This window comes from Kosakonia cowanii JCM 10956 = DSM 18146, from assembly GCF_001975225.1.
Taxonomy (GTDB): domain Bacteria; phylum Pseudomonadota; class Gammaproteobacteria; order Enterobacterales; family Enterobacteriaceae; genus Kosakonia; species Kosakonia cowanii.
Genome location: NZ_CP019446.1, coordinates 65,700 through 85,572 on the forward strand (window position 1 = coordinate 65,700; position 19,873 = coordinate 85,572).

27 protein-coding genes are annotated in these 19,873 nt (G+C 57.4%); 3 read left to right on the forward strand and 24 right to left on the reverse strand.

Annotated elements, in window-relative coordinates:
• Nucleotides 1-45 precede the first annotated feature (45 nt).
• The 9 genes from BWI95_RS22310 to BWI95_RS22350 are packed head-to-tail and all read right to left on the reverse strand — an operon-like array spanning nucleotide 46 to nucleotide 4,941.
• On the reverse strand, nucleotides 46-438 hold the full coding sequence (locus BWI95_RS22310; protein ID WP_054804366.1) for a hypothetical protein: 393 nt from the start codon (nucleotides 436-438) through the stop codon (nucleotides 46-48).
• Complete coding sequence (locus BWI95_RS22315) at nucleotides 425-604, reverse strand: hypothetical protein (protein WP_054804367.1); 180 nt, start codon at nucleotides 602-604, stop codon at nucleotides 425-427. Before BWI95_RS22315 ends, BWI95_RS22310 begins: the two co-directional genes overlap by 14 nt.
• A complete protein-coding gene (locus BWI95_RS22320) occupies nucleotides 601-1,083 on the reverse strand; it encodes a hypothetical protein (protein ID WP_054804368.1) in 483 nt (160 codons plus the stop codon). The genes BWI95_RS22315 and BWI95_RS22320 overlap by 4 nt, the downstream gene beginning before the upstream one ends.
• Nucleotides 1,080-1,520, reverse strand: a complete 441-nt coding sequence (locus BWI95_RS22325) for a hypothetical protein (protein ID WP_076770385.1) — start codon at nucleotides 1,518-1,520, stop codon at nucleotides 1,080-1,082. Before BWI95_RS22325 ends, BWI95_RS22320 begins: the two co-directional genes overlap by 4 nt.
• Before the next feature lie 10 nt (nucleotides 1,521-1,530).
• Nucleotides 1,531-2,949, reverse strand: a complete 1,419-nt coding sequence (gene traB, locus BWI95_RS22330; RefSeq protein ID WP_076770386.1) for an F-type conjugal transfer pilus assembly protein TraB — start codon at nucleotides 2,947-2,949, stop codon at nucleotides 1,531-1,533.
• Nucleotides 2,946-3,686: a type-F conjugative transfer system secretin TraK gene (gene traK / locus BWI95_RS22335; protein WP_076770387.1), complete on the reverse strand. Its 741-nt coding sequence runs from the start codon at nucleotides 3,684-3,686 to the stop codon at nucleotides 2,946-2,948. The genes traB and traK overlap by 4 nt, the downstream gene beginning before the upstream one ends.
• Nucleotides 3,687-3,699: 13 nt before the next feature.
• On the reverse strand, nucleotides 3,700-4,272 hold the full coding sequence (locus BWI95_RS22340; protein ID WP_312200805.1) for a TraE/TraK family type IV conjugative transfer system protein: 573 nt from the start codon (nucleotides 4,270-4,272) through the stop codon (nucleotides 3,700-3,702).
• A 10-nt stretch (nucleotides 4,273-4,282) separates the two neighbouring features.
• Entirely contained in the window at nucleotides 4,283-4,585 is a 303-nt protein-coding gene (gene traL, locus BWI95_RS22345; protein ID WP_054804371.1) for a type IV conjugative transfer system protein TraL, read from the reverse strand.
• A gap of 2 nt (nucleotides 4,586-4,587) precedes the next feature.
• Complete coding sequence (locus BWI95_RS22350) at nucleotides 4,588-4,941, reverse strand: type IV conjugative transfer system pilin TraA (RefSeq protein WP_042718119.1); 354 nt, start codon at nucleotides 4,939-4,941, stop codon at nucleotides 4,588-4,590.
• Nucleotides 4,942-5,138: 197 nt separating this feature from the next.
• Here BWI95_RS22350 and BWI95_RS22355 point away from each other — a divergent pair, with 197 nt between their 5' ends.
• Nucleotides 5,139-5,774, forward strand: a complete 636-nt coding sequence (locus tag BWI95_RS22355) for an Arc family DNA-binding protein (protein ID WP_054804375.1) — start codon at nucleotides 5,139-5,141, stop codon at nucleotides 5,772-5,774.
• A 39-nt stretch (nucleotides 5,775-5,813) separates the two neighbouring features.
• On the opposite strand, the gene BWI95_RS22360 is transcribed toward BWI95_RS22355, so the two are convergent.
• Nucleotides 5,814-6,209 carry a relaxosome protein TraM gene (locus tag BWI95_RS22360; RefSeq protein WP_054804372.1) on the reverse strand — a complete coding sequence of 132 codons (396 nt, stop codon included), beginning with the start codon at nucleotides 6,207-6,209 and terminating at the stop codon, nucleotides 5,814-5,816.
• Between the two features lie 608 nt (nucleotides 6,210-6,817).
• On the opposite strand from BWI95_RS22360, the gene BWI95_RS22365 reads away from it, so the two are divergent.
• A complete protein-coding gene (locus BWI95_RS22365) occupies nucleotides 6,818-7,342 on the forward strand; it encodes a lytic transglycosylase domain-containing protein (RefSeq protein ID WP_076770388.1) in 525 nt (174 codons plus the stop codon).
• Between the two features lie 32 nt (nucleotides 7,343-7,374).
• Here BWI95_RS22365 and BWI95_RS22370 read toward each other — a convergent pair whose 3' ends face one another.
• From BWI95_RS22370 to BWI95_RS22420, 11 genes are all read right to left on the reverse strand, one after another.
• A complete protein-coding gene (locus BWI95_RS22370; protein ID WP_076770405.1) occupies nucleotides 7,375-8,193 on the reverse strand; it encodes a DUF932 domain-containing protein in 819 nt (272 codons plus the stop codon).
• Between the two features lie 16 nt (nucleotides 8,194-8,209).
• The gene (locus tag BWI95_RS22375) at nucleotides 8,210-8,491 is read right to left on the reverse strand and encodes a hypothetical protein (RefSeq protein ID WP_054804373.1); all 282 of its coding nucleotides are present in this window, start codon (nucleotides 8,489-8,491) and stop codon (nucleotides 8,210-8,212) included.
• 704 nt (nucleotides 8,492-9,195) lie between these two features.
• Nucleotides 9,196-9,546 carry a hypothetical protein gene (locus BWI95_RS22380; protein ID WP_054804693.1) on the reverse strand — a complete coding sequence of 117 codons (351 nt, stop codon included), beginning with the start codon at nucleotides 9,544-9,546 and terminating at the stop codon, nucleotides 9,196-9,198.
• Nucleotides 9,547-9,598: 52 nt separating this feature from the next.
• Nucleotides 9,599-9,793, reverse strand: coding sequence for a hypothetical protein (locus BWI95_RS22385; protein ID WP_054804692.1), 195 nt, complete (start codon nucleotides 9,791-9,793; stop codon nucleotides 9,599-9,601).
• Between the two features lie 81 nt (nucleotides 9,794-9,874).
• On the reverse strand, nucleotides 9,875-10,342 hold the full coding sequence (locus BWI95_RS22390; RefSeq protein WP_156884962.1) for a DUF1419 domain-containing protein: 468 nt from the start codon (nucleotides 10,340-10,342) through the stop codon (nucleotides 9,875-9,877).
• An 82-nt stretch (nucleotides 10,343-10,424) separates the two neighbouring features.
• A complete protein-coding gene (locus BWI95_RS22395) occupies nucleotides 10,425-10,838 on the reverse strand; it encodes a hypothetical protein (protein WP_054804691.1) in 414 nt (137 codons plus the stop codon).
• Nucleotides 10,839-11,402: 564 nt separating this feature from the next.
• The gene (locus tag BWI95_RS22400; RefSeq protein WP_054804687.1) at nucleotides 11,403-12,122 is read right to left on the reverse strand and encodes a plasmid SOS inhibition protein A; all 720 of its coding nucleotides are present in this window, start codon (nucleotides 12,120-12,122) and stop codon (nucleotides 11,403-11,405) included.
• Nucleotides 12,119-12,553 (reverse strand): conjugation system SOS inhibitor PsiB, encoded by a 435-nt coding sequence (psiB, locus tag BWI95_RS22405; RefSeq protein WP_054804686.1) that lies wholly within the window; start codon nucleotides 12,551-12,553, stop codon nucleotides 12,119-12,121. The genes BWI95_RS22400 and psiB overlap by 4 nt, the downstream gene beginning before the upstream one ends.
• Before the next feature lie 42 nt (nucleotides 12,554-12,595).
• A complete protein-coding gene (locus BWI95_RS22410) occupies nucleotides 12,596-14,602 on the reverse strand; it encodes a ParB/RepB/Spo0J family partition protein (RefSeq protein WP_076770389.1) in 2,007 nt (668 codons plus the stop codon).
• 71 nt (nucleotides 14,603-14,673) lie between these two features.
• Nucleotides 14,674-14,961, reverse strand: coding sequence for a hypothetical protein (locus tag BWI95_RS22415; protein WP_076770390.1), 288 nt, complete (start codon nucleotides 14,959-14,961; stop codon nucleotides 14,674-14,676).
• Between the two features lie 827 nt (nucleotides 14,962-15,788).
• Nucleotides 15,789-16,220 (reverse strand): antirestriction protein, encoded by a 432-nt coding sequence (locus tag BWI95_RS22420; protein WP_076770391.1) that lies wholly within the window; start codon nucleotides 16,218-16,220, stop codon nucleotides 15,789-15,791.
• Nucleotides 16,221-16,616: 396 nt separating this feature from the next.
• Between BWI95_RS22420 and BWI95_RS22425 the strand changes: the two genes are divergently transcribed.
• Nucleotides 16,617-17,654: a S66 family peptidase gene (locus BWI95_RS22425; RefSeq protein WP_076770392.1), complete on the forward strand. Its 1,038-nt coding sequence runs from the start codon at nucleotides 16,617-16,619 to the stop codon at nucleotides 17,652-17,654.
• A 168-nt stretch (nucleotides 17,655-17,822) separates the two neighbouring features.
• Here the strand turns inward: BWI95_RS22425 and BWI95_RS22430 are convergent, their stop codons facing one another.
• The 3 genes from BWI95_RS22430 to BWI95_RS22445 form a co-directional block, all read right to left on the reverse strand.
• Nucleotides 17,823-18,059, reverse strand: coding sequence for a hypothetical protein (locus BWI95_RS22430; RefSeq protein ID WP_054804681.1), 237 nt, complete (start codon nucleotides 18,057-18,059; stop codon nucleotides 17,823-17,825).
• Between the two features lie 375 nt (nucleotides 18,060-18,434).
• Nucleotides 18,435-18,914: a DUF1380 family protein gene (locus tag BWI95_RS23865; RefSeq protein ID WP_232374496.1), complete on the reverse strand. Its 480-nt coding sequence runs from the start codon at nucleotides 18,912-18,914 to the stop codon at nucleotides 18,435-18,437.
• A 69-nt stretch (nucleotides 18,915-18,983) separates the two neighbouring features.
• Nucleotides 18,984-19,637, reverse strand: a complete 654-nt coding sequence (locus BWI95_RS22445; RefSeq protein ID WP_054804680.1) for a DNA methyltransferase — start codon at nucleotides 19,635-19,637, stop codon at nucleotides 18,984-18,986.
• Between the last annotated feature and the right edge of the window lie 236 nt (nucleotides 19,638-19,873).

Here is a 19,873-nt window from a genome sequence, read left to right on the forward strand (position 1 = left end):
CCGGGTTAAGAAAATGGGTAAGAAAGTGCAGTTATAAAGTGGCGGTCAAAGACTGACTTTTGCGAGGTACGCGACGCCACAGAGAAGCGGAAAACTGTAAACACCGAGAAAAGCGATAAGGACCCATTCCGCAGGGGGCCACGAGAACGTCCAGTCAAAATACAGTTTCATGAGCCAGACACACGCTAAGGCAACCCAGGGGATGACTGTTGCCAATACCGCCCCGACCGATAAATCCCTTTTCCTGTCGCTGAGATGTATCGCCATACTCACCAGCCAGATAACCGTAATGGCCAGCGCGACCCGCCAGAATGACCAGTAAAACCCTGCCAGACCTTTGTGTATCTGCATGGCATACACTGTGAGGCCAAAGGCGTAACTCAGTACCGCCAGCCAGAGCCACTGCATGGCGAAGCCGGCTTTTTTAATTAAGCTCATGATGAGAATACCCCTCCAGTGGATTGACACTGCAGGAACAGCACTGCAGCGGCGTTATGAAGTCAGGCTGAGCAGCCTCGCTTTTAGTGGCGCTGACCATCAGCACAAGGGAGACGAGCAGGGCCAGCGTAACGAGCATCAGGGTGTGCATTGCATAACGATTCATGGCAACTGCTCATCCTCTTGCTCTGCCTTATCCGGGGTGTTCTCCAGGAAATGCGGCAGTGGTTTGTCTGTTTGCCGGAAGACAACCCTGTACTCGTCGTCATACCAGGTTCGCAGGTCGTCCTTTTCAATGCCGCCTTTACTTTTGACAGCCTCCTGAAGGCATCGCCAGGCAGAATGGTTGCAGGGCTGGTACACGGCCAGTTTTCTGTCTATCGCACCAGGCCAGTCGTCTTCTGCCCATCCGGGCAGAAGTTTCCTGCAAAAATATGCGATAAGCCCGGCGCAGATGAAGAAGCCAGCAATTAAAGCCCCGGCGGAAAGGTAAAACAGTAAAGCAACCGGGGTCATCACCGCGAAAAGCAACATCAGGACAACCACATAAAATGCCGCTCTGCGGAGTGTAAAGCGACCATGCTCCCACAACTGGATATCCATGCCGATTTTGCGGAGCTGCTTTCTGCTTTGTGTTTTGCTCATGTTTTCACCGTTGCCTTATCCGGCGTATTCGCCTGAGTCTGCGGCGTTGTTTTTTCCGGGTGAAAGACGGTCATGCATTCGCTTTCATACCAGGTCCGCAGGTCGACCGGGTCCATGCGCCATTTCCGTTCAATGGTCTCCTGAAAGTGCTGCCAGGCTGCCTTGTTACGGGGCCGGTAGTGAGACAGTCGCCGGCGTATCGCCCGGGGCCAGTTATCATTCCGCCATCCCGGAATAAGGAACATGACGCCTGTCGCTGCTCCGATAACCATCCCTAAAAGCACAGGGATATGCTCGTTCCCCGCCGCGACTGCCATGACAATCACAAAGAGCACCACATAAAAACTCACCTGGCGGGGGGTAAAGGCGTTGCGCTCCCATTTCTGAATATCACTGCCAGTCTTGCGAAGGATCGTGATGTTGTAGTCATCATTCATGCTTTTGGCCTCAGTTAATGGTGTCACCCATCTTCAGGCCACGCGCCTGCCGCATGACTTCATCCGGATCGATGTTGCCGACAGAGGTCGTGGAGGTTGAGGACGCCGGGACAGCCTGGGCAGTGTTTCCGCTGACGGCATTCTGTGCTGTCTGGCCGGCTTTCTGTGCTTCGGCCAGGACTTTCGCTTCTTCCATATCCTGACGGGTTTCGAGCTGGAAGCCCTTCTGGAACACCACGGTGACCGCATTACCCGCACCGATATCGATGATGGGGTGATACTGCTCGGCGCGCTTAATCCAGTACTGGCTCAGCGTTTCAGCTGCTTTGCTTCCCCCGCCGCCCAGGCCCTGCCCAAACACATCCCCGGCGCTGACGTTCGCGGTTGCCCCCAGTCCGACAGATGGCGTGGCAGCTGACTTGACGCCCTCGCCAATTCCTGACAGGAATCCGGCCGCGCCGGCATACCCGATGATTTTGCCGTTACGCATGACGGGTGTGCCCTTGATGCCATACTTGCCCTGCCAGCTGACATGGCCTTCGAATTCCATGTCGATATCCTTACCGTTTTTCAGGTTGCAGGCGATGGAGCGTGTCCGCACGTTACCGCGCTCACTGGAGATATCCCCCCATGCCTCACCCACGATAAAGCAGCCGTTCAGGTCGTACTGTTTGTTGTTCGGCATGGTGGTTTTGCCCAGCAGGCGGATGGTCACGGGTCTTGAGTCCTGCTGGCCGGTGACGCTGGCGTTGGCGTCAACACCTTCAATCAGCACGGCTTCCGAGAAGGAGCCGGACGATATCCAGGGCAGCTTTGTGGCTTTCTTTTTCAGGCTTTCATAATTAAATGACGTTTTCTGCATTCCCCCGCTCATGCGATTACCACTGCCGCCCGGATAGAATCCGGCGCCCTGCGTGGTGGCGGGACCGGTGGCGGCCGGTGTGCCTGTCGCAGGGGTTACAGTGTACTGGGGGAGTCTGGCCTGACCGGCAGCAACGGGACCCGGCAGTGGTGTGCCGTCTGCGGCAGCAGGTGGTGTCTGCTGGCCGGAGGGCTGTCCGTTGCTGCCGGTGGCACCCGGCTTCGTCTGCATCTGCTCGCTGAGTCGCTGGATTTCAGCGTCCTTCTTCTGCAGTTGCTGGCTGAAAGTGGTTTTGCTCTGCTCAAATGACTGCGCGAGCTGGGCCAGCTGCGCTTCGAGTGCGGACGTTCTGGCCTGCTGTTGTGCCATCGCAGACTGGTTGACCTGCTCATCAAAAGTGGCGGTGACGACGCCGGTCATGTTGGGCGCGGGCGCGTTCTGCGCCTGCTGTGCTTTGTTATCCTCGGTGCCGAAGGTCAGCACCAGGGCAGTGGTGACGCCGGCAGCGGCCAGGACGCCGATGAGTATGGCGAGCTGTGTGCGGCGGGTTTTCACATTGAGGTTCATGCGCGCGGCTCTCCGTCATAAGAGAACACCACCCACACATACCCTTGCCCGTTCGCGTAAAGCTGGTTCTGCGACAGCATCACGGCCCGGACGCCCTTGCGCCAGAAGTCACGCTCGCGCAACTGCGTGGTGACCACGCCGGGGTTTGTCATGCGAAACCGCACAACGCGCAGGTGGGAGCCGGTGAACTGGCGCTCCGGGGTCAGCCTGACGGTGACAGCCGGGTTATAGGCCGGCATGCGGCTGACGGGTAACTCTTTATATCCTTCCGGCACATCGCCGAGGGCGATGGTACGGGAGAGGCTGACGAGGGTTTTTTCATAGCTCTGCCCTTCTTCCCACGCTTTAGCATCCTCATTGGCGACTTTTGGTGCGGTGAGCGGGGTGAAGTGCAGTGTCTTACCCGTGCCGGGTTTCGGTGTGACGTTGAGGCTCAGCGCCGCACCGCCGGCAGTCTGGATGAATATCGTGAAATTCTGACCGACGAGTGGCGAGAGCAGTAATGCGCCATCGGCAGTGTGGTCCTGGTCGTAGGCACCTGTAGGCCCGCTGATGCTGGTCACCAGTTCCCCGTCAATGATGATTTTGTTGGGGTTGGTGTTACTGAGATTAACGCTGAATGATGCGTCATTCTCAAACGGTATGGCGACGGGTCCGGTGGCGGCCCGAAGGCCGCCTGTGAACATGACCGTTGCCATTAACACAGCAGCAGCTGCCGGTGAAAAACGCTTTTTCATGGGCAGTCCTGATTCAGTTAGTGGTGACCGGCATGAGTTCGGACATTTCATCGAGGTTGATGATGCCGTTCTCATAACGCATCCGGAGCCGGTAAGTGCGTGCCTGCTCCTTCAGTTCGGTGGTGATATTGCCGTTGGTGGTTGAGGGGTGGAGTACGACGTCTGCGTCAATCACGCCGGGGCTGACCATGCGCAGTGCGCGGACATCGTAACGCCAGGTGAGGCCTCCTTTTTTAATGCGGTCAGCTTCCACATCGAGCGCTTTTTTCAGTGCGTCGCGGCTCTGCGCGGGCACATAGTTGAGCAGCATCTTTTGCTGGCTGTCGATGTTCTCAGGGCTGACGTTCAGCCTGAGATACAGGAATGACGTGGCGAACATATTCATGCCTGCGGTATCGGCAGATGAGGCATCGGAGCTGAAAGGCTGGTTGTAAGACATGGGCGTGGTGATGGTTCTTTGCGTGCTGTAAAAGTGCCACGCAAGAGAGCTGCTCAGAATCGTTGCAGTGGTACATAAAACAGCGAAACTGCCCATCCCGATAAAGGCGAGTCGCAGGTATTTATCCCGGCTTCGCTTGATATCCATTTTCACTTATTCACGCCCTCCAGTGACGGAAACCTGAGTCAGGAATTGACCGGAAGGTCACCCTGAAAATAAAGGTGGGCAGGTGCCAGTAACAGAAATTCAGTAACCAGAACGAGCCCTGCCCTTTTTTCAGATACCTGACTATTAACCACAGCACGCCCGAAACTATCCCCAGGGCGGTCGACATATTGCAGACGATACCCAGTAAGGTCAGGGGAGCAATAACGAGGAGTTCGTCGAGGGGGAGACCGAAGAATCGGGCCTGCTGATTGAGGGTTTCCGGGAAGTAATATTTATCATCTTCCCCGTTCATTTTTAGCCTGCGATGGCGAAGCCCATGCGGGTAAAAATAATGACGATGACGAGACCGAGAAATACCAGAGGGGAGCGGGCTTTAATGTACAGGAATAAAGCGATAAAGATTTCCGCGTAGTAGAAATATTTCTCAAGTGACGACCCGTGACCGAAAGTGCTGGAAACGGTAGAAGACTGTGAGGCCAGTAAATCAGTGCTACCCGCAAATGCGTAATTGCAGGCCAGAAGAGAAAGGAGAATTAATCCTCCGTTTTTTAAATACTTTCTCATCTGAATATTTTCACGGGCTTTGCGAAATAAAGACGCTACCGCCCATCCCTTTGTGACCTTAAGGGCATTGTCCTCAGTGAACATGCTTGTTTCTCCGGAAGTAAACAAAATGTGTTTGCGTAAGTGCTTGTTTACGCGGGCATAAGTATCTCATGACCCTAAAAAAAAAAAACTGTGAGCTACGTCACACTTTTCAACATCATTAGGAATTATCTGAGCAGTGGCGCAACATATCCTGAGTCATGCAGGTATGACGCCTGTGATGTCAGGGATCTATGAATATGAAAGTAAAAGAGAATCTGTGGGAAAAGCGTGGCCGCCCACGGAAGTTCACTGCGGGCGAAACAGTGGAGTGGCGACTGCGTGCACCGGACAATCTGCTGATGGAACTGCGGGTGTGTGCACGAATTAGTGAGAGGAGTGTTAACGATGAAATTATCGCGCGGTTGCTTATTTCACTGAATTATCAGCCGCATGTACCTGTTATTAAAACAGTTGAGGGGGAAAGGTTAATTTCGCTGGCAGTGAAGTTTGAAGAGTGGCTGTGTGATTTATTAAGCAATGGTAATGAAGATGAAAATGAAAACAGAAAGGAAAAGGCGCGCGATGAGCCTGCCTGGATGTGGCGTGAAGGTGTGCGGGTGTTAATTCCCGGAAAGACGTCAGGCTACAGCATGCGCATTCCTGAAAATCTTGCCTCTGAAATAAGAATTATGGCGCGGGTGCATAAACGCAGCCTGAATGATGAAATGCTGACAAGGTTGATGAATTCTATGGGTTATTTAACCGAGCGTCTTCTCGACCAGAACGAGGATGTGCAGGCGCTTAAAGTGCTGTGCATGGCATTTGAGTGGTATCTCAGGGAGAAATTATCGGAAGCGGAGGATGTGCCGCTTCCGTGGAATAAACCGGAGTAACCGTGACGGGTCTGGCCGGCGGCTTAGCCGGTCAGGTTGTTATTCTTCTTTGGTCAGAAAATGGTGAGCTTCGGTTGCTGACTCGGCCTGATTAATTGCTGAAATGCTCTGATTAATCAGGTCTTCAAGGCTAATTTGCGCGTCATTTCCTTTGTTCTGTACGTACATCTCACAAACCAGCGCGGTAAGAATCATAATACCCTCACGGGTGCCGCTGGCTTTCATTATCAGGTCGCGCCGGTAGCCCTCGAGATCGAACTTCGGCCCGTCTGAATCATTGTTTTTATAAACCAGAAGCCCGAGACGAATAAGTTCATTGCAGGTTGAAGACACGCTGACTTCTGCCGGGGACGCGCCGTTATTTAATTCTTTCTGAACAATATCACGCACTTCCCGCTCAATTTTATCTTTCAGGTAAACGCCTATTCTTCCCATATTAATTCCTGAGTTTCGGTAGTGTCGCAGGCGACACTACGGAGCAATGTCTGATGTTAAAAGCCGGTGGTTATGCAATGGCTGTGTGCTGGCAGAAAAAACCGATTCCGGCGGGAATCTGGTTTATACAGGTGTTCGTAAGCAGCACTAATGCAGCATTAGTGTGACACTGTGCGATATCTATCGCAATGGTTTTAAAGAATATCCACATTCCTGCGATAAACCTGCGACATACCGACACTAACAGGTAATACAATCCTCCGATATATGTATCCTGAACCTCCGACATTATAGTGTCGGATTGTACGATACTTTTGGTTTTACTCTAAAATCCGCACAATTTTACAGGTACAACTACCTGATTCAAAAGGAAAAACCTGCAAGACGAAGTCTTGCGTGGGGTGTCATGTTTTATATGTTTGCAAAGAGCGGCCAATAATAAGCGACACCAGAGCCTCTTTAATATCAGAGACTAACTCCGGGCACGTACCCGCAGCGCTCTCTGCGCGTTTGTAAGAGCGGGTATTGATTTAAATGATCGGCGGGGGTATTTTTTATTGCGCTGCTCCAGCGACATTCCACGCGCGCAAAACGCAAAGGTTATAAATATGAATAAATTCGGTCTCATTCTGCTCTGCGTCTCAATGTCCTGCAGCGCAGCACCGCAAATGTGTTTCGACCAGGCAGGGCGGGATTACCAAATCGACCCGCTGCTGCTGATGTCAATTTCTATCAGGGAAAGCCGACTGCGGCCCGCTGCTGTTAATAAAGCGAACAATGACGGTTCGGAGGATGTATGCGGGATGCAGATAAACAGTTCGCATTACGGGAAACTGAAAAAGTTTAATATTACGCGGGCGGATCTGCTTAATGATCCTTGCGTGTGCGTTTACACCGGCGGATGGGTTCTTGCGCATAACTTCAGGTCATACGGAAAAAACTGGGACAGCGTGGGAATGTATAATACCGGGCCGTCGAAAAACCTGATCAAACAGCGACGGGCCTACGCCGAGGATATCAGAAATATTTACCGCATTCTGCTGGCCAGAAAATCCATACTTGAACAACGTTCTGCACCTGACGAAGAATCGCAGCTGACGGCAAAAATAACGCCGCAGCCGCTGAGAGACTGATATAAAAAAACCCGGTTAACCGGGTTTTTTATTCAGCTTTTCAGCCGGGCAAACTCTTCCGCCATTTTCCACAGCGCCTGGTTAAGTTTGATGTCGCCATCAATCCCGGTCACCGGTCGCGTCGTGGTTTTTTTTCCTTTCGCCGTTCTGCCACGCACGCCACCTTTGATCAGATTCTCCTGCACAATATTAAATGACGTCCACAAATCGGTTTCTTTGTCATACCAGGCGCGGGGCTGAATTATCTGCTCCGGAGTGACCGGCGATTTATCCTCGCCATATTTATATTCCAGCGCCATCGCGCCGAGCAGGCGACGTTCGGCGCTGTCGAGCTGGATGCTTTTCATTTTTTCCATATTGTCGGCGACGGCATCGAACACGCCCAGTACCTCATATGCCCCCTCGATAACCTGCGAAACAATATCCCCTTTGTGGGGCACGTTAATTTCGCCGAACGATTTCCAGCACACCAGGCCATTTGTGCAGACCTGACGGAAAATACCGGGGATCATTTTATAACTGCTGGAGCCATCATGGCTGTTCAGCAAAACAATTTCCGGCACCTCTGACCCGCTGCCGTTATTTCCGCGACGCAGGCGAATCATGTGTTTTGTAAAGTCCCGGCGCTCCGGATCGCGTACCCGTGACTGCCCGGCATAATACGGCTCGAATCCTTCCTCACGCAATTTATCCAGCAGAGTAATGGTCGGAATATAGGTGTAGCGTTCAGAGCGCGACTCATGTTTTTCAACCGAAAACGCGCTCGGCACGACACGCAGTAATTCATCGTTCGTTAACGGGCGGGTATTACGCATCGTGTTCGGGGCAGCGTAACGGGTGGATAAACGGATCATGATTATTCTCCTTTCAGGATGGTAATAAACGGTAAAAGTTATCCAGTGGCAGAGCAGCCGCGACCGGGATATTTTTCAGAAGCCACACGGCGTAATAATCCGGGGCGCATTCCACAAATACATTCAGCTCAACAGCACCAGGGGGAACAGAGAACACCTCCGGCTGCTGTTCATCGCACGCAGCGGAAACCACCCAGTCAAACAAATCCAGGATCTGACTGTCTGTCAGGTTTTGATCATATCTTCCGGCGGTTTCTCCTCCGGCGGTCTTGCCGTTGACGTTTCGTGTGCGCATTCTGGTTTTCTCCTGTGGTGATGGTTAATCCATCTCCCTGGCTGGTACTCTCGCGGCAAAGGGCAAAGGAGCGACGGCGCGGGAGGAAGGAGGGGGGCGGAGACAACAGTTTTTGCGGCCCTTCGCAAAAAGTTTTGGCGGAGTGCATTTCACCCCCCGGATGACGACCCGGCGGTGCTACAGCCAGCCCTCCGCGTGAGTGCCGGCAAGGGGGGGGCATCACCACGCTGAGAGAATGCGCGCACCCGACACGGCGGAACGGCGTGGCGACCTTAAAGCCCCGGCAACGCCGGGGCGGTGGACGCGGCGCGACCGGTACGGTCGCAGCAAGCGGTGCCCCTGACCTTCTCCATCGGACCCTAGCGAAGCCCGAAACCCGAAGGGGTTCGGCCGGAGACTGGAGCCCGCCTGCGGGCGACGGGCGGAGTAGGGCCGACGACCCGGCCGGTACGGACGGGGAGCCGAAGGTGGCCTGCCCTTGCCCTTGATTTTGAAGTTGATTTTTATTTTGTTGCCAGAACCAACCGGCAATGGTGAGCAGCCCAGGCTAATCCTGCGCAACTCCCACATAGGCAGCAGAACACAGGAGTAGATGAGCGTGAGGAGGCGGAGGGTGGTATGCGGGTACGCCGCAGGCGTTCCCGCTCTGCCCGGTTCCCCGGAGGGGAACGCCCTTCCCGGCTTTTGCCGTTCCGGGCACGGACTCAGAAATCGTCTTCCTCTTCAGCATCAAAGTGAAATTCAGCGACCCTGAGCAGTTCCGGCAGACCGTTACCTGCCGGGGAGATGATCCCCACCTGGTGGCACAGGTGCATCATACTTGCCATGAAATCGACGATCACGCTTCCCACCGGCTCGCCATCTTCAGCCATGCCGGTGCGTTGCGCGAACAGCCACAGCGCTTCGGCTGCCAGGCTGACGCGTTGTCGGTTGTCGTGTATCACCACGGGAAACTCCGCGATCGGCAGCTGTGCCGCCAGCGCTTCCAGCTCTGTCGCCGGAACTGTCTCAGCCGCAGTGTGATCCGGGGCTGTATCATTCAGTCTGTCTTTCACCGCTATTCTCCCTTTCAGTGGCAGGCCACCCCCGCAGGGGTGGCCGCCTCCCTTATGCCAGTCCCAGCGCCGGATAAACGCTGCTGCCATTATCTGCGTCCGCAGACGCCCCCAGACCGGAGTGAACCGTGGTCATAAACTCCTGCCATCGCGCAAAAGGCATGGCGGGAATGTGCGCGGGCTTTCCTGCGCGCAGGGCGTTTACAAACGTCCTCGCATGTGCGACAGTTTGCGGGTCAAATTTCATGGATACTACCTCCTGGTTTTTGATGAGGGCGGCACCTTGACCGTGCTGCCCGTTGATTAAGCAGGGCTTTGCCCTGCTTTTTTAATGCCCGGAATTCGCTGAATCCCCGGCAAAAAGCGTGCTGACGAGACTTTCTCTGATCTGCTCCGGCGTCAGCGTGTCCAGATCGCGGCACTCGAAGAAGCGCCCACGGAAGCGGGCAAAAATGCTGGTCACATCCCCGCCATACCGTTCCGAAGACTTGAACGACTCACACTCACCGCTGCGGTGCCAGTCCATCGGCGGCAGCACCTCCAGCTGGTCGATGTACCGCGCCTCGCTGATTTCGCACCAGGGCTGCCGGTAACCGTCATTCTCACGTTTCAGTGCATCCACGGTGGGGATCAGCTCCATATCGGGCATCTCCTCGCGCATCTGTGCCAGGGTCTGGCCGCCGAATGCCGAACGCCATTCCCCGCCTGACTGCACCGCGTAAGCCCAGATGCGCGACCGCGATACCTGAAAGAAAGCCATTTCGGTGGGTCTGAGTGCTGCTTCAAGTGCTGACATTTTTCCTCCTGGTGGCAGCCTGTAGCCGCCATTTCGTTGTGTATCTGCTGCCCGGACGGGCAGCGTGGTAATGCAGAGCGAATCAGTAGTTTTCTTCGTTAATCTCTTCCAGCTTCGCTTCAAATGCCCGCTCACTTCTGTCATACGCATCGTCAGAAATATTGAAACCTGACGCCGCTGCGGCATCGTAGAAGGCCGGGCGGTGTGACAGCGGCAGTGAATTCGCGTATGAGCACGCCCTGTCCAGAAAGAAAAACTCATAAATTTCATGATGCTGTCCACACCCCTTGCTGGCAGCCTTTGAAAAAGCGTCAAGGAGTGACTTCACAGAGATGACGTCATGCTCACCTGAAGAATTGAGGTTTCTGACGAAGCCATCGCTGCGCAGGGCACTCTCCCACCACTCAGCTGAGGCATAAACAGGACGGTTTTCGCCCCCCATCTTCCTGGAAGATTTAATCGTGGCGGTTCTGACGTTGACGTTTTGTGTGTGCATTCTTTATTTCTCCTCGTTGATGGTTAAGTCCATCTCCCTGGTGAGTTCATCGCGGCAAGGGCAAAGGAGCGACGGCGAAGGGAGGAAGGAAGGGGGCGGAGACAAAAGTTTTTGCGGCCGTTCGCAAAAAGTTTTGGCGGAGTGCATTTCACCCCCTGGATGACGACCCGACGGTGCTACAGCCAGCCCTCCGCGAAGAACGGCCAGGGAGACGGGCATCAACGCGCTGACAGAATGCACACACCCGACACGGCGGAACGGCGTGGCGACTTTAAAGCCCCGGCAGCGCCGGGGCGGTGGACGCGGCGCGACCGGACCGGTCGCAGCAGGCGGTGCCCCTGACCTTCTCCATCGGACCCTGGCGGCAGCCCGAAACCCGCAGGGGTTCGGCGGAGACCGGCGCCCGCCTGCGGGCGACAGTCGGAGCAGGGCCGACGACCCGGCCGGTACGGACGGGGAGCCGAAGGTGGCCAGTCCCTGCCCTTCCCCTTGCCCTTGTCCTTGTCCTTGCCACTGATACTGACTTCCAGGCCCCGGCGTCACCCGTCATAGTGTCTGCAGCCCTTATCCTGCGTGGCTCAGCTTGTCCGGCACCTGCCAGCGATCAGCAGCCTTTTCACAGGCGCTCATACCGCTCACCACATCCCTCAGCACGTTCAGTACTGACCAGAGCGGTTCATGCCGGTGCCATTCCAGCTCTGCCAGAGACGAAAAACGTTTCTGCCACTGCCAGAACTGTTCCGCCAGCTCGTACTCACGCAATTCATCAGACCAGCGCGTGTACCACGCCCCCACGTTCTCCGGTGACCGGAAGTTCAGCTCTGTCCGGGCCTGCGCGACCAGACTCTGGTGCAGAATTTCCTCCCGGCAGAGGCATTTATTTTCACGCCGGATCGCTTTATGCAGATGCAGTTTCCCGCGCTGATCCTTCCGGGATGCATTCCGGAACACCACGTCCGGGAACAGACATTCCTGCACCGTTGCCGGCAGCGGCGAGTGGCAGTGCTCACCCCGGCTGACCAGCAGGACTTCGAGCGCCTCCTCAAGCCTGCGCAGGGACCAGATTTTAACGTGCGGATCCCAGCCCAGCCCCGGAATGGCCTGAGCGGTGCGGCTGCTGAGACGACTTTCGCCGGTCAGCAGGCGCATGAATGCGCGTGCATGCGGGTTGTCTTCCGGCAGGCGCCTGCGGTTCTCGCGGCGCAGCTCGACCTCTGCCACCGCCTGCAGCGCAGCCTGGCGTGCCGGGTTCAGGGTAACGAGCGCGAGACTGGCGGGGATCATGACATCACCTCCGCATTCATCAGTTCAGCGATGGTGGCCGCAGAGCAGTTAAAACGGTGCAGTCCGGCAACCTGCGCCAGCAGGGCGCTGACGGCCACCGGGTCATGCCTGTCGCGCTGCGACAGGATCCTTACCAGCCCCCCGTCTGCCGCCAGCAGGAACAGTGTCCAGGCCGGGAGCATTTCACCGGGGCTGCACAGGCAGAGAAAGTAACGGTCCGACCGGTCCGGGGCGAAGCGCAACTGGACAGGAAACTGGCCGCCGAACTCACCGCGGTATTCGGCATTCACGCGCCAGCCTGGCGGAACCGGGATGGTGTTCATCACGGCGTCGCTCAGCTGGCGACGTTCTTCATCACCACTTTCCCGGACGGCTTCCAGCTCCGCGGGGATCATGCTGTTGAGGACTGCGGGGGTATATTTCATGCTCATGGTCGTTTTCCCGGTTGCCCCGGCGGGGCAACCGTCTCCTGGTTATGCGGCGTTGTGGTCAGCAGTGTCGTCAGCGGTGTCGTTCAGCGTCGCCGGAACATCCGGCTGCGGGCGGGTCATCCAGTCCGGCACCCAGCGGGTTTCCGCGAGGGTGGCGGCAGCCAGCTTCGCGGCCTCGCCTTTTTTCAGCTTCATCGCCTCGCGGGCGCGGTCCTGATGCCCGGCCTCTGCCAGCGCGTCGCCGATCTGATCCTTGCTGATGCTGCCAAAGTAGTCCGCATCCGGCTGCCACCAGTCGCGCAGGTCGAAGTCCAGCGCGGATTCAAGGGTCTCCAGACTGCTGTCGCCGGTGCGTCCGTACTGCCGTTCCTGCACCCCGTTGATACCGGATGCCACGCAGTAGCTCAGGAGGGTATGAAGCTGCTCTGTGGAGAGATCCAGCATGGTGCGAAAATCCGTTTCCCACAGCGGCGGCAGGGTCAGCAGCAGCGCCCCCTTCATGTCCTGCATCACGCGCCAGCCAGCGCCCTGCTTACCTGACGGCGCATCTGACGTGAGGGACCAGGTGCAGTCGCGGATGCTGACACCGAGGGGAGCCTGAACCCTGCCCCCGATCCTGCCGAAGACGTTACGGCAGAGCGTCCAGGTCAGCAGGGCCAGCGCCACATGCGGTCTGCCGGACAGTGCAGCCTGCACCGCCAGGGTACGTTCGGAGGACATGGCCCGGACCAGTTTCTCGGAGAAGGCATCTGCCGGGATGCCGGGGGTTCTGATGGTGATCACGCGGTCTGTCGCAGGGTCTGTTGCCGGGAGTTCGTCTTCTTCAGCCCCGTTTTCCTGAGCAGGCTCGACGCGTTTTACGCCACGCTGAATGCAGAAGCCGCCGGATTCAAAGGAGACCACCACGCCGTGTGCCGCCTTATAGGCCGGGGTGAAAAGTCGCGCGCGCGCCGCACTCTCAATATCCTCGATACGCTGCTGAAGCGCGTTTTCGTCCTCTTCGGTTTCGCTCTCCAGTAACTTCTGCTCAAGACCGACCACCGTGGCCCTTTCCTCGTCAGTCAGTTCAGGCTCAGGCAGACACACGCGCAGGGTCTGTGCATCACGGAGCGTGATTTCATCCATCCGGCTTTCACTCCATGCCCAGCCCTCTTCGCGCTGAAGTCGCGCCGCCTCGGCAGCCAGTTTGTCGAGCAGCAGCCGCTGCGTCAGGAGGCGATCAGCAAACCCCTGGCCTTCGTCACTGAACAGGTCACGATCAACCACCCCTCCGGCCGCCACGTAGGCGTCCTCCCCGACGAACCGGAACGCGGCAGAAGCCATGTCCATTTTGATGCTGTTCACCTGCCCCTTCAGCCACCCTGCCGACGGCATACCGCTACCAAAAGCCTCTTTCGCACTGTTCCAGATGTCCACCTGGCGGGCATGATCATGTTCAAGTGTCATCACCTGACACAGCTCCAGGGTAATGCGGTCGTGCATCAGTTCCTCAATCAGCGCCGGGGCGAGATTCGCCAGGCTGAGGATGCGCTGGACGTGACGGGCAGTGAAGCCAAAGAGATCGCCGATCTGCGCCGGGGTGGATCCCTGCTCTGCCATCCTGCGGAACCCGGTCACCTGCTCTGCCGGGTGCATTTTGCGGCTTTTTTCGTTTTCAGCCATCGAGGCCGCGACCGCCAGATGCGCCGGGATACGTTTGACCGGGACGAACGGCTCATCAGCCCCGGTGAAGCCTTCCGCGACGAGTACACCCGTCGCGCGGGTGCGCCCGCTGCCGCACACCACACCGAGCAGGCCGTCCGGATGGTCGACAACGACCAGGTTATGCAGGAACCCCAGCGCCTTAATGCTGGCGGCATACCCGGCGATTTCCTCGTCGGTATGGGGCACGATGCGGACGTTATAGTCCGAACGGGTCAGGCGGGAATACGGCACGTATTCCACGGGTGCCTGTTGCAGGGCGGCCTCAACGGCTGCCGGCGCGGCGGCGGCTTTTTTCGTACGGGCTTTGCGTGTGGCGGGTTTCGCCGTAGTATGGGTGGTGACCATTATTGTTACCTCTTCAGTTGCGGTGGTGGTTATGCCGTGGCCGGATATCCCCCTCCGGTCACGGCGCTTAATCAGTCGTGGTTTCGCTGCACATCGCGCAGCCGGTTTTCAAGCGTGGCCAGAAACGCCGGCTCAAAAGACCATGCATGCCAGACAAGGCGGCCAAACTGGCGTATCTCGACCTGTACATCCCCGCGTGATGATGCCCGTGCGGTAAAGACGGTCACGCCGTCCTGTAACCGGCGATACCGGGCGATCAGCGCCTTCGCCTGTAAAGCGATGTCTTCCTGCATGTTTTGATCACATCTTCCGGCGGTTTCTCCTCCGGCGGTCTTGCCGTTGACGTTTCGTGTGCGCATTCTGGTTTTCTCCTGTGGTGATGGTTACTCCATCTCCCTGGCTGGTACTCTCGCGGCAAAGGGCAAGGGAGCGACGGCAGACGAATGCACGCACGGGTGTCGGCAAAGCCGCAGCGCAAGCGAGCCGGATTTTCGGCGAGTGCGAACGGGTGCAGACGACAGCGCCAGGGGCGCGGCCCTTGCGGGCAGGCGGATGACGGTGCTACAGACAGCCCTCCGCGTGAGTGCCGGCAAGGGGGTGGCATCACCACGCTGAGAGAATGCGCGCACCCGACACGGCGGAACGACGTGGCGACTTTAAAGCACCGGCAACGCCGGGGCGGTGGACGCGGCGCGACCGGTACGGTCGCAGCAGGCGGTGCCCCTGACCTTCTCCATCGGACCCTGGCGAAGCCCGAAACCCGCAGGGGTTCGGCCGGAGACCGGAGCCCGCCTGCGGGCGACAGTCGGAGCAGGGCCGACGACCCGGCCGGTACGGACGGGGAGCCGAAGGTGGCCTGTTCCGTATCCTCTTTTGTTTTTCCGGTGTCCGGTTTTTACCCGCGCAGTTGCTGCACAACTTCACTTTCTCGTTCACCCGCACCCGCACCCGCACCCGCACCCGCACCCGCACCCGCACCCGCACCCGCAGGATGAAAATCTTTTTGCTGAAGATGGCCAGACTTTTTTTGCCGGAAGAGAGGCTCGGGACAGGGAGGCGCTGCGCCGCAGGCGCGGGGCCTCCCTTCCCGGCAGCCCGCAGGGCTGCAGAGGCTTTTGCGCGCGGCCAGACCGTCGCCGGACGCCGCAAAGGGCACGGTAAGGGGGCGCTCACGCCCCCGGTTTTGTCAGTCCAGCGCGCGGAAGATATAGTCTGCCTCAAAGTGGGTTTCAACCCAGGCCATCAGCTGGCCGTAACGCTGGCAGAAGAGGTGACACAACTCCTCCTGATCGTGGTGGTGATGAACAAACGTCCGGTGACTGAGCACCAGAGCGGTAATGATGATCCCCGCCGCCTCCGCGCTGAGTTCGCACTCAAAGCCGTTATGCGGGTTGCTGAAAAACGCGGAATCCATCTCCGGCACCATAAAGCCGCCGCCACCCGGCAGGCGGTAAAATTCCCAGCTCCCGCCCTGATAGTTATCAATGTATTTCGTGGCGTAGCCATAGACTGAGGACTCGCTCATCACGAAATCCCGTCCGAAAAGGGCCGGTAAAAATGTCAGTCGTTGTGCGCCCCTGAGCAGAACCGCCTCTGTATGCATTGCCTTTGTATTCATCACATCCTCCGTCGTTAAAGTGGTGTACAGATCCGGCTTTTGCCGTGCCGACACGTCAGCCCGACTTCGAGCGAAGGATGCAAGGGAAGCACCGCAGGCCGCAGCGCAGATAAAAAGCGAGGGGTGGCTGGACGGTTATCCCGCGAAAAATGAGCGGGATAACGACGGGAAGACGCCACTCAGTCATTCGTAACACTGCGACCGGGCGAGGATGAAGCCCTTGCATCCTGAGCGTTCGGGCTAAAGTAGAGGCACGGCAAATGCCGTAAACCGCACCTTTCGTCAGTGGTTTTCAGCGCAACGAAGTCAGAAGCCTGATCAGGTCATAAACTGGGGGGTTGGCAATGTGCACATATTTATGGACTATCGATTTAAACCTGACACATGGACTTCAATATGATGACCCGTATTCCCCGCAGGCTGGCTCCCGGGGACCTGATTGCTGTTACGGCTCCCTCCTCAGGAGTACCGCAGCACCTGCATACACGGCTGGAACATGCCATTAATAATCTTAAGAAGAGAGGCTTCAGAGTCCGGGAGGGCGAATGCCTTCGCTCGCAACACAAGAATAAAAGCGCGTGCAAAGTCACACGCGCAAAGGAATTAATGGCCTGCCTGACTGACCCCGATGTACAGGCGGTTATGCCGCCATGGGGAGGTGACTTAGCTATTGAGCTACTTGAGTTGATGGATTTCGAACTGCTACGCAAAACAGACCCGAAGTGGTTCGTTGGATTTTCTGATCTGAGCACTCTGCATTTACCTTTAGTCACGCTATCTGGCTGGGCGACCTTACATGGCCCAAACCTTATGGATCTTGGTGCCAGCAATCCGGATTCCACGACAAAGGCAGTGTGGGACATTCTGGAGGCAGAAAAGCGACAGATAATTGAACAATGCTCATCGGAAGCTTATCAAAATGAAGAAAATCAGTGGGGAACTTCCGGCGATGCTCCGTTTAATCTGACGCAACGTACAGTATGGAAAAATCTCAATGATGTGGCATCTTCAGTCCGTTTCAAGGGAAGAATGATAGGAGGTTGCCTTGAGATAATATCCAGATTAGCGGGTACACCTTTCGGCGATATTCAGACGTTTAAAGAGCGGTACAAAGATGAAGGTGTAATTCTTTATTTTGAGAATGTTGAGATGGGACCATGTGAAATGACGAGAGCATTATTCAGTCTGCGCTTACAGGGTTGGTTCAATAATCTGAATGGTATTTTAATTGGAAGGAGCGCAGCCCCGGATGCAGATGACACCACAAAGCATAACTATGTTGATGCACTCAGGGCTTCGCTCAGTGATCTTCCTGTCACGGTGCTTTACGATGTGGATATAGGTCATGTACCTCCCCAGGTCTCTATCCTTAATGGTGTCCATGCAACAGTAAATTTTGCAGATGGTAGAGGGTCAATAACTCAGCAATTGTAATTGCACATTCCTGGATAGTTAGTCATCAAGGTCGGCAATTGCCGTTGCGGCACGGACTGAAGCCCCGGCCCGGTGAGCCGGGCCAGTGAATGCGGAGTGCAACGACCGCCTTATTGCAGAACAGGCGACCGCGCCGGCGGTCACCTGGTATTACTGCCCGGTCATCCGTTACGGGCGTGCACCGGTGACATACACAAAACCGCTTTCAGGGACAGTCACCGCGTCCGGCCACCCGTTCAGCATCCAGAGGCAGACCGTTTCACCCGGACTCTCCATCATCAGGCAGACAGCCCCCTGCGGCTGGAGATAACTGCCGGGATGGCGGTGCGTACCGGGGCAGCGAAGGATATGGCAGAGCAGATCCATCATCTGGCTGAGGGTCAGATCGTTAATGATTTCGTTCACGTTTCCGTCTCCTGTGGTGCCGGCGCCCGTTGCGCCGTGCCGGCACGACACCCCGGTGATCAGTCCGGCATGCAGGGGCGACACCGCAGGCCGCATGCGCCGGGATGAGCGGGCTGAATGCCCCGCGAATGCCGGGGAACGGGCGAGGATGACGGCGAAGCGAACCCTTGCAGGCCAGGACCGCCGGGGTACAGTGAAGGCACGGCGGGGAGCTCCGGACGCGCCACGGCGCGGCCTGGTATGGAGGAGCGCAGCGACGGCCTTTTCCACTGCCGGGCTGCACAGACCGGGCATTAACCTGTGGATAACGGCCCGCCGCCCGCGCCGGCAGTGAAAAAAAGGAGGTGGTCATAAATCAGCCACCTCCCCTCACTGCTATGCCAGATGCTTACGCATTTCGGCGGCCCGCCGGTAAACCTCCAGTAGCTGCATGTCTATGTGTTCCGTCAGCATCCCCGCCATTTTCTGTGCCGGGGACGCATCCCGGTACAGATTGTCTTTTGTCAGATTCCACAGCCGCAGATGAAGCTCATAAAGCGCCTCCTCGATACCCGCCACCTGCGTTATGAAGTCACCCGGCGGCGTGGCCGTGTCAGCAGCGCCCTGCCCCGCCGGTGCGGAGCGCAGACCGGCCAGCAGTTCCAGCACCGTGGCAAAAGAAATCCCCTCTTCCGCATGATCGCCGCCGCCGGTGCTGCCGATCTGCTCAAGAATGCTTTCCGCTTCCTGTTCCGTCATGTCCTCTGCCGCGCCGACGATGGTTTCACGGGTCCAGACCAGCAGGGCAAATTTTTCATTGTCACCAAAGGCGCGTTTCAGTTTTTTATTCAGTTCTTTACGGGTGCCGTACATCATGATTTTTCTCTTCCTGATTCGGTTCTGCGGGCGACAGTGCCGCCCGTCGTGTATGTGGGGGGGCGGATATCAGGCGGCAACGGGACGCAACCGGGCGCGTTGCTCCCCGATCCGTCGCAGCGCGGCGGCGTGGTACTGCGGCAGCAGCTCGATGCCAATCCATCGCCGGCCACACTGGTCAGCGGCCACGCAGGTTGAGCCGCTGCCCGCGAACGGATCGAGCACCAGATCGCCGGGGCGTGTGAAGCTCTCGATGAGCGGACGCAGGATGCTGACGGGCTTTTCTGTCGGGTGATGGCGGTTGCCGGTGTATTCCCAGGGCATCACGTCCGGGAGCGGGTTCTGCGGCAGTGCCGGGCGGCCCTTCGCCAGCACGTAGGCGCTTTCGTGCTGATAGCCCACAAACGCCGACTTCGAGGCATAGGATTTGGTGAAGACCAGATGACCGACCACCCGGAAGCCGGCGGCTTTCCATGCCTGCATGAAAGTGTCCACGCGGTTCCAGCCGTAAAAGCTCACGGCCAGGCTGTTGTTTTTCAGGACGCGGAACATCTCCTGACTGGCCGGGCGTACCCACTCGTCGCTCACGTCGCCCGCGATCGAACGGCCGGACCGGTCCTTAAACCCGACGAGGTACGGCGGATCGGTGAGAATGAAATCGATGCTGGAATCCGGAAAGGTGGCCATCAGCTGCACGCTGTCGCCCTGCATGAATCGGGACATGTTCTGCTCCTCAGTCTGTAGGGGCACCCCTGTGGTGCCGTGACCTCCACACAGACGGGCGTCCGGGCGAGAAGGCAGGGGCGTCAGCGCAGGCCGCACGCGCCGCCGGAGCGGACTGAATGTCCCGCGCACGGCGGGGAACGGGCGAGCATGACGGCGACAGCGAACCCTTGCCGGCGAGCCAGCCCGGCTACCGTGAGGGCACGGCACTTTCTGCCCGCCACGGGCCGGACGTC

Coding starts and splice junctions, on each gene's coding strand:
- traK (WP_076770387.1), bottom strand. CDS start 3,686: ATGAAAAAGCGTTTTTCACCGGCAGCTGCTGCTGTGTTAATGGCAACG.
- BWI95_RS22325 (WP_076770385.1), bottom strand. CDS start 1,520: ATGAATGATGACTACAACATCACGATCCTTCGCAAGACTGGCAGTGAT.
- BWI95_RS22350 (WP_042718119.1), bottom strand. CDS start 4,941: ATGTTCACTGAGGACAATGCCCTTAAGGTCACAAAGGGATGGGCGGTA.
- BWI95_RS22395 (WP_054804691.1), bottom strand. CDS start 10,838: ATGCACACACAAAACGTCAACGTCAGAACCGCCACGATTAAATCTTCC.
- BWI95_RS22340 (WP_312200805.1), bottom strand. CDS start 4,272: ATGGATATCAAGCGAAGCCGGGATAAATACCTGCGACTCGCCTTTATC.
- BWI95_RS22375 (WP_054804373.1), bottom strand. CDS start 8,491: ATGCGCACACGAAACGTCAACGGCAAGACCGCCGGAGGAGAAACCGCC.
- BWI95_RS22365 (WP_076770388.1), top strand. CDS start 6,818: ATGAATAAATTCGGTCTCATTCTGCTCTGCGTCTCAATGTCCTGCAGC.
- BWI95_RS22400 (WP_054804687.1), bottom strand. CDS start 12,122: ATGATCCCCGCCAGTCTCGCGCTCGTTACCCTGAACCCGGCACGCCAG.
- BWI95_RS22385 (WP_054804692.1), bottom strand. CDS start 9,793: ATGAAATTTGACCCGCAAACTGTCGCACATGCGAGGACGTTTGTAAAC.
- BWI95_RS22415 (WP_076770390.1), bottom strand. CDS start 14,961: ATGCGCACACGAAACGTCAACGGCAAGACCGCCGGAGGAGAAACCGCC.
- BWI95_RS22360 (WP_054804372.1), bottom strand. CDS start 6,209: ATGGGAAGAATAGGCGTTTACCTGAAAGATAAAATTGAGCGGGAAGTG.
- BWI95_RS22310 (WP_054804366.1), bottom strand. CDS start 438: ATGAGCTTAATTAAAAAAGCCGGCTTCGCCATGCAGTGGCTCTGGCTG.
- BWI95_RS22315 (WP_054804367.1), bottom strand. CDS start 604: ATGAATCGTTATGCAATGCACACCCTGATGCTCGTTACGCTGGCCCTG.
- BWI95_RS22420 (WP_076770391.1), bottom strand. CDS start 16,220: ATGAATACAAAGGCAATGCATACAGAGGCGGTTCTGCTCAGGGGCGCA.
- BWI95_RS22355 (WP_054804375.1), top strand. CDS start 5,139: ATGAAAGTAAAAGAGAATCTGTGGGAAAAGCGTGGCCGCCCACGGAAG.
- BWI95_RS22425 (WP_076770392.1), top strand. CDS start 16,617: ATGATGACCCGTATTCCCCGCAGGCTGGCTCCCGGGGACCTGATTGCT.
- traB (WP_076770386.1), bottom strand. CDS start 2,949: ATGAACCTCAATGTGAAAACCCGCCGCACACAGCTCGCCATACTCATC.
- psiB (WP_054804686.1), bottom strand. CDS start 12,553: ATGAGCATGAAATATACCCCCGCAGTCCTCAACAGCATGATCCCCGCG.
- BWI95_RS22410 (WP_076770389.1), bottom strand. CDS start 14,602: ATGGTCACCACCCATACTACGGCGAAACCCGCCACACGCAAAGCCCGT.
- BWI95_RS22390 (WP_156884962.1), bottom strand. CDS start 10,342: ATGTCAGCACTTGAAGCAGCACTCAGACCCACCGAAATGGCTTTCTTT.
- BWI95_RS22445 (WP_054804680.1), bottom strand. CDS start 19,637: ATGTCCCGATTCATGCAGGGCGACAGCGTGCAGCTGATGGCCACCTTT.
- BWI95_RS23865 (WP_232374496.1), bottom strand. CDS start 18,914: ATGATGTACGGCACCCGTAAAGAACTGAATAAAAAACTGAAACGCGCC.
- BWI95_RS22320 (WP_054804368.1), bottom strand. CDS start 1,083: ATGAGCAAAACACAAAGCAGAAAGCAGCTCCGCAAAATCGGCATGGAT.
- traL (WP_054804371.1), bottom strand. CDS start 4,585: ATGAACGGGGAAGATGATAAATATTACTTCCCGGAAACCCTCAATCAG.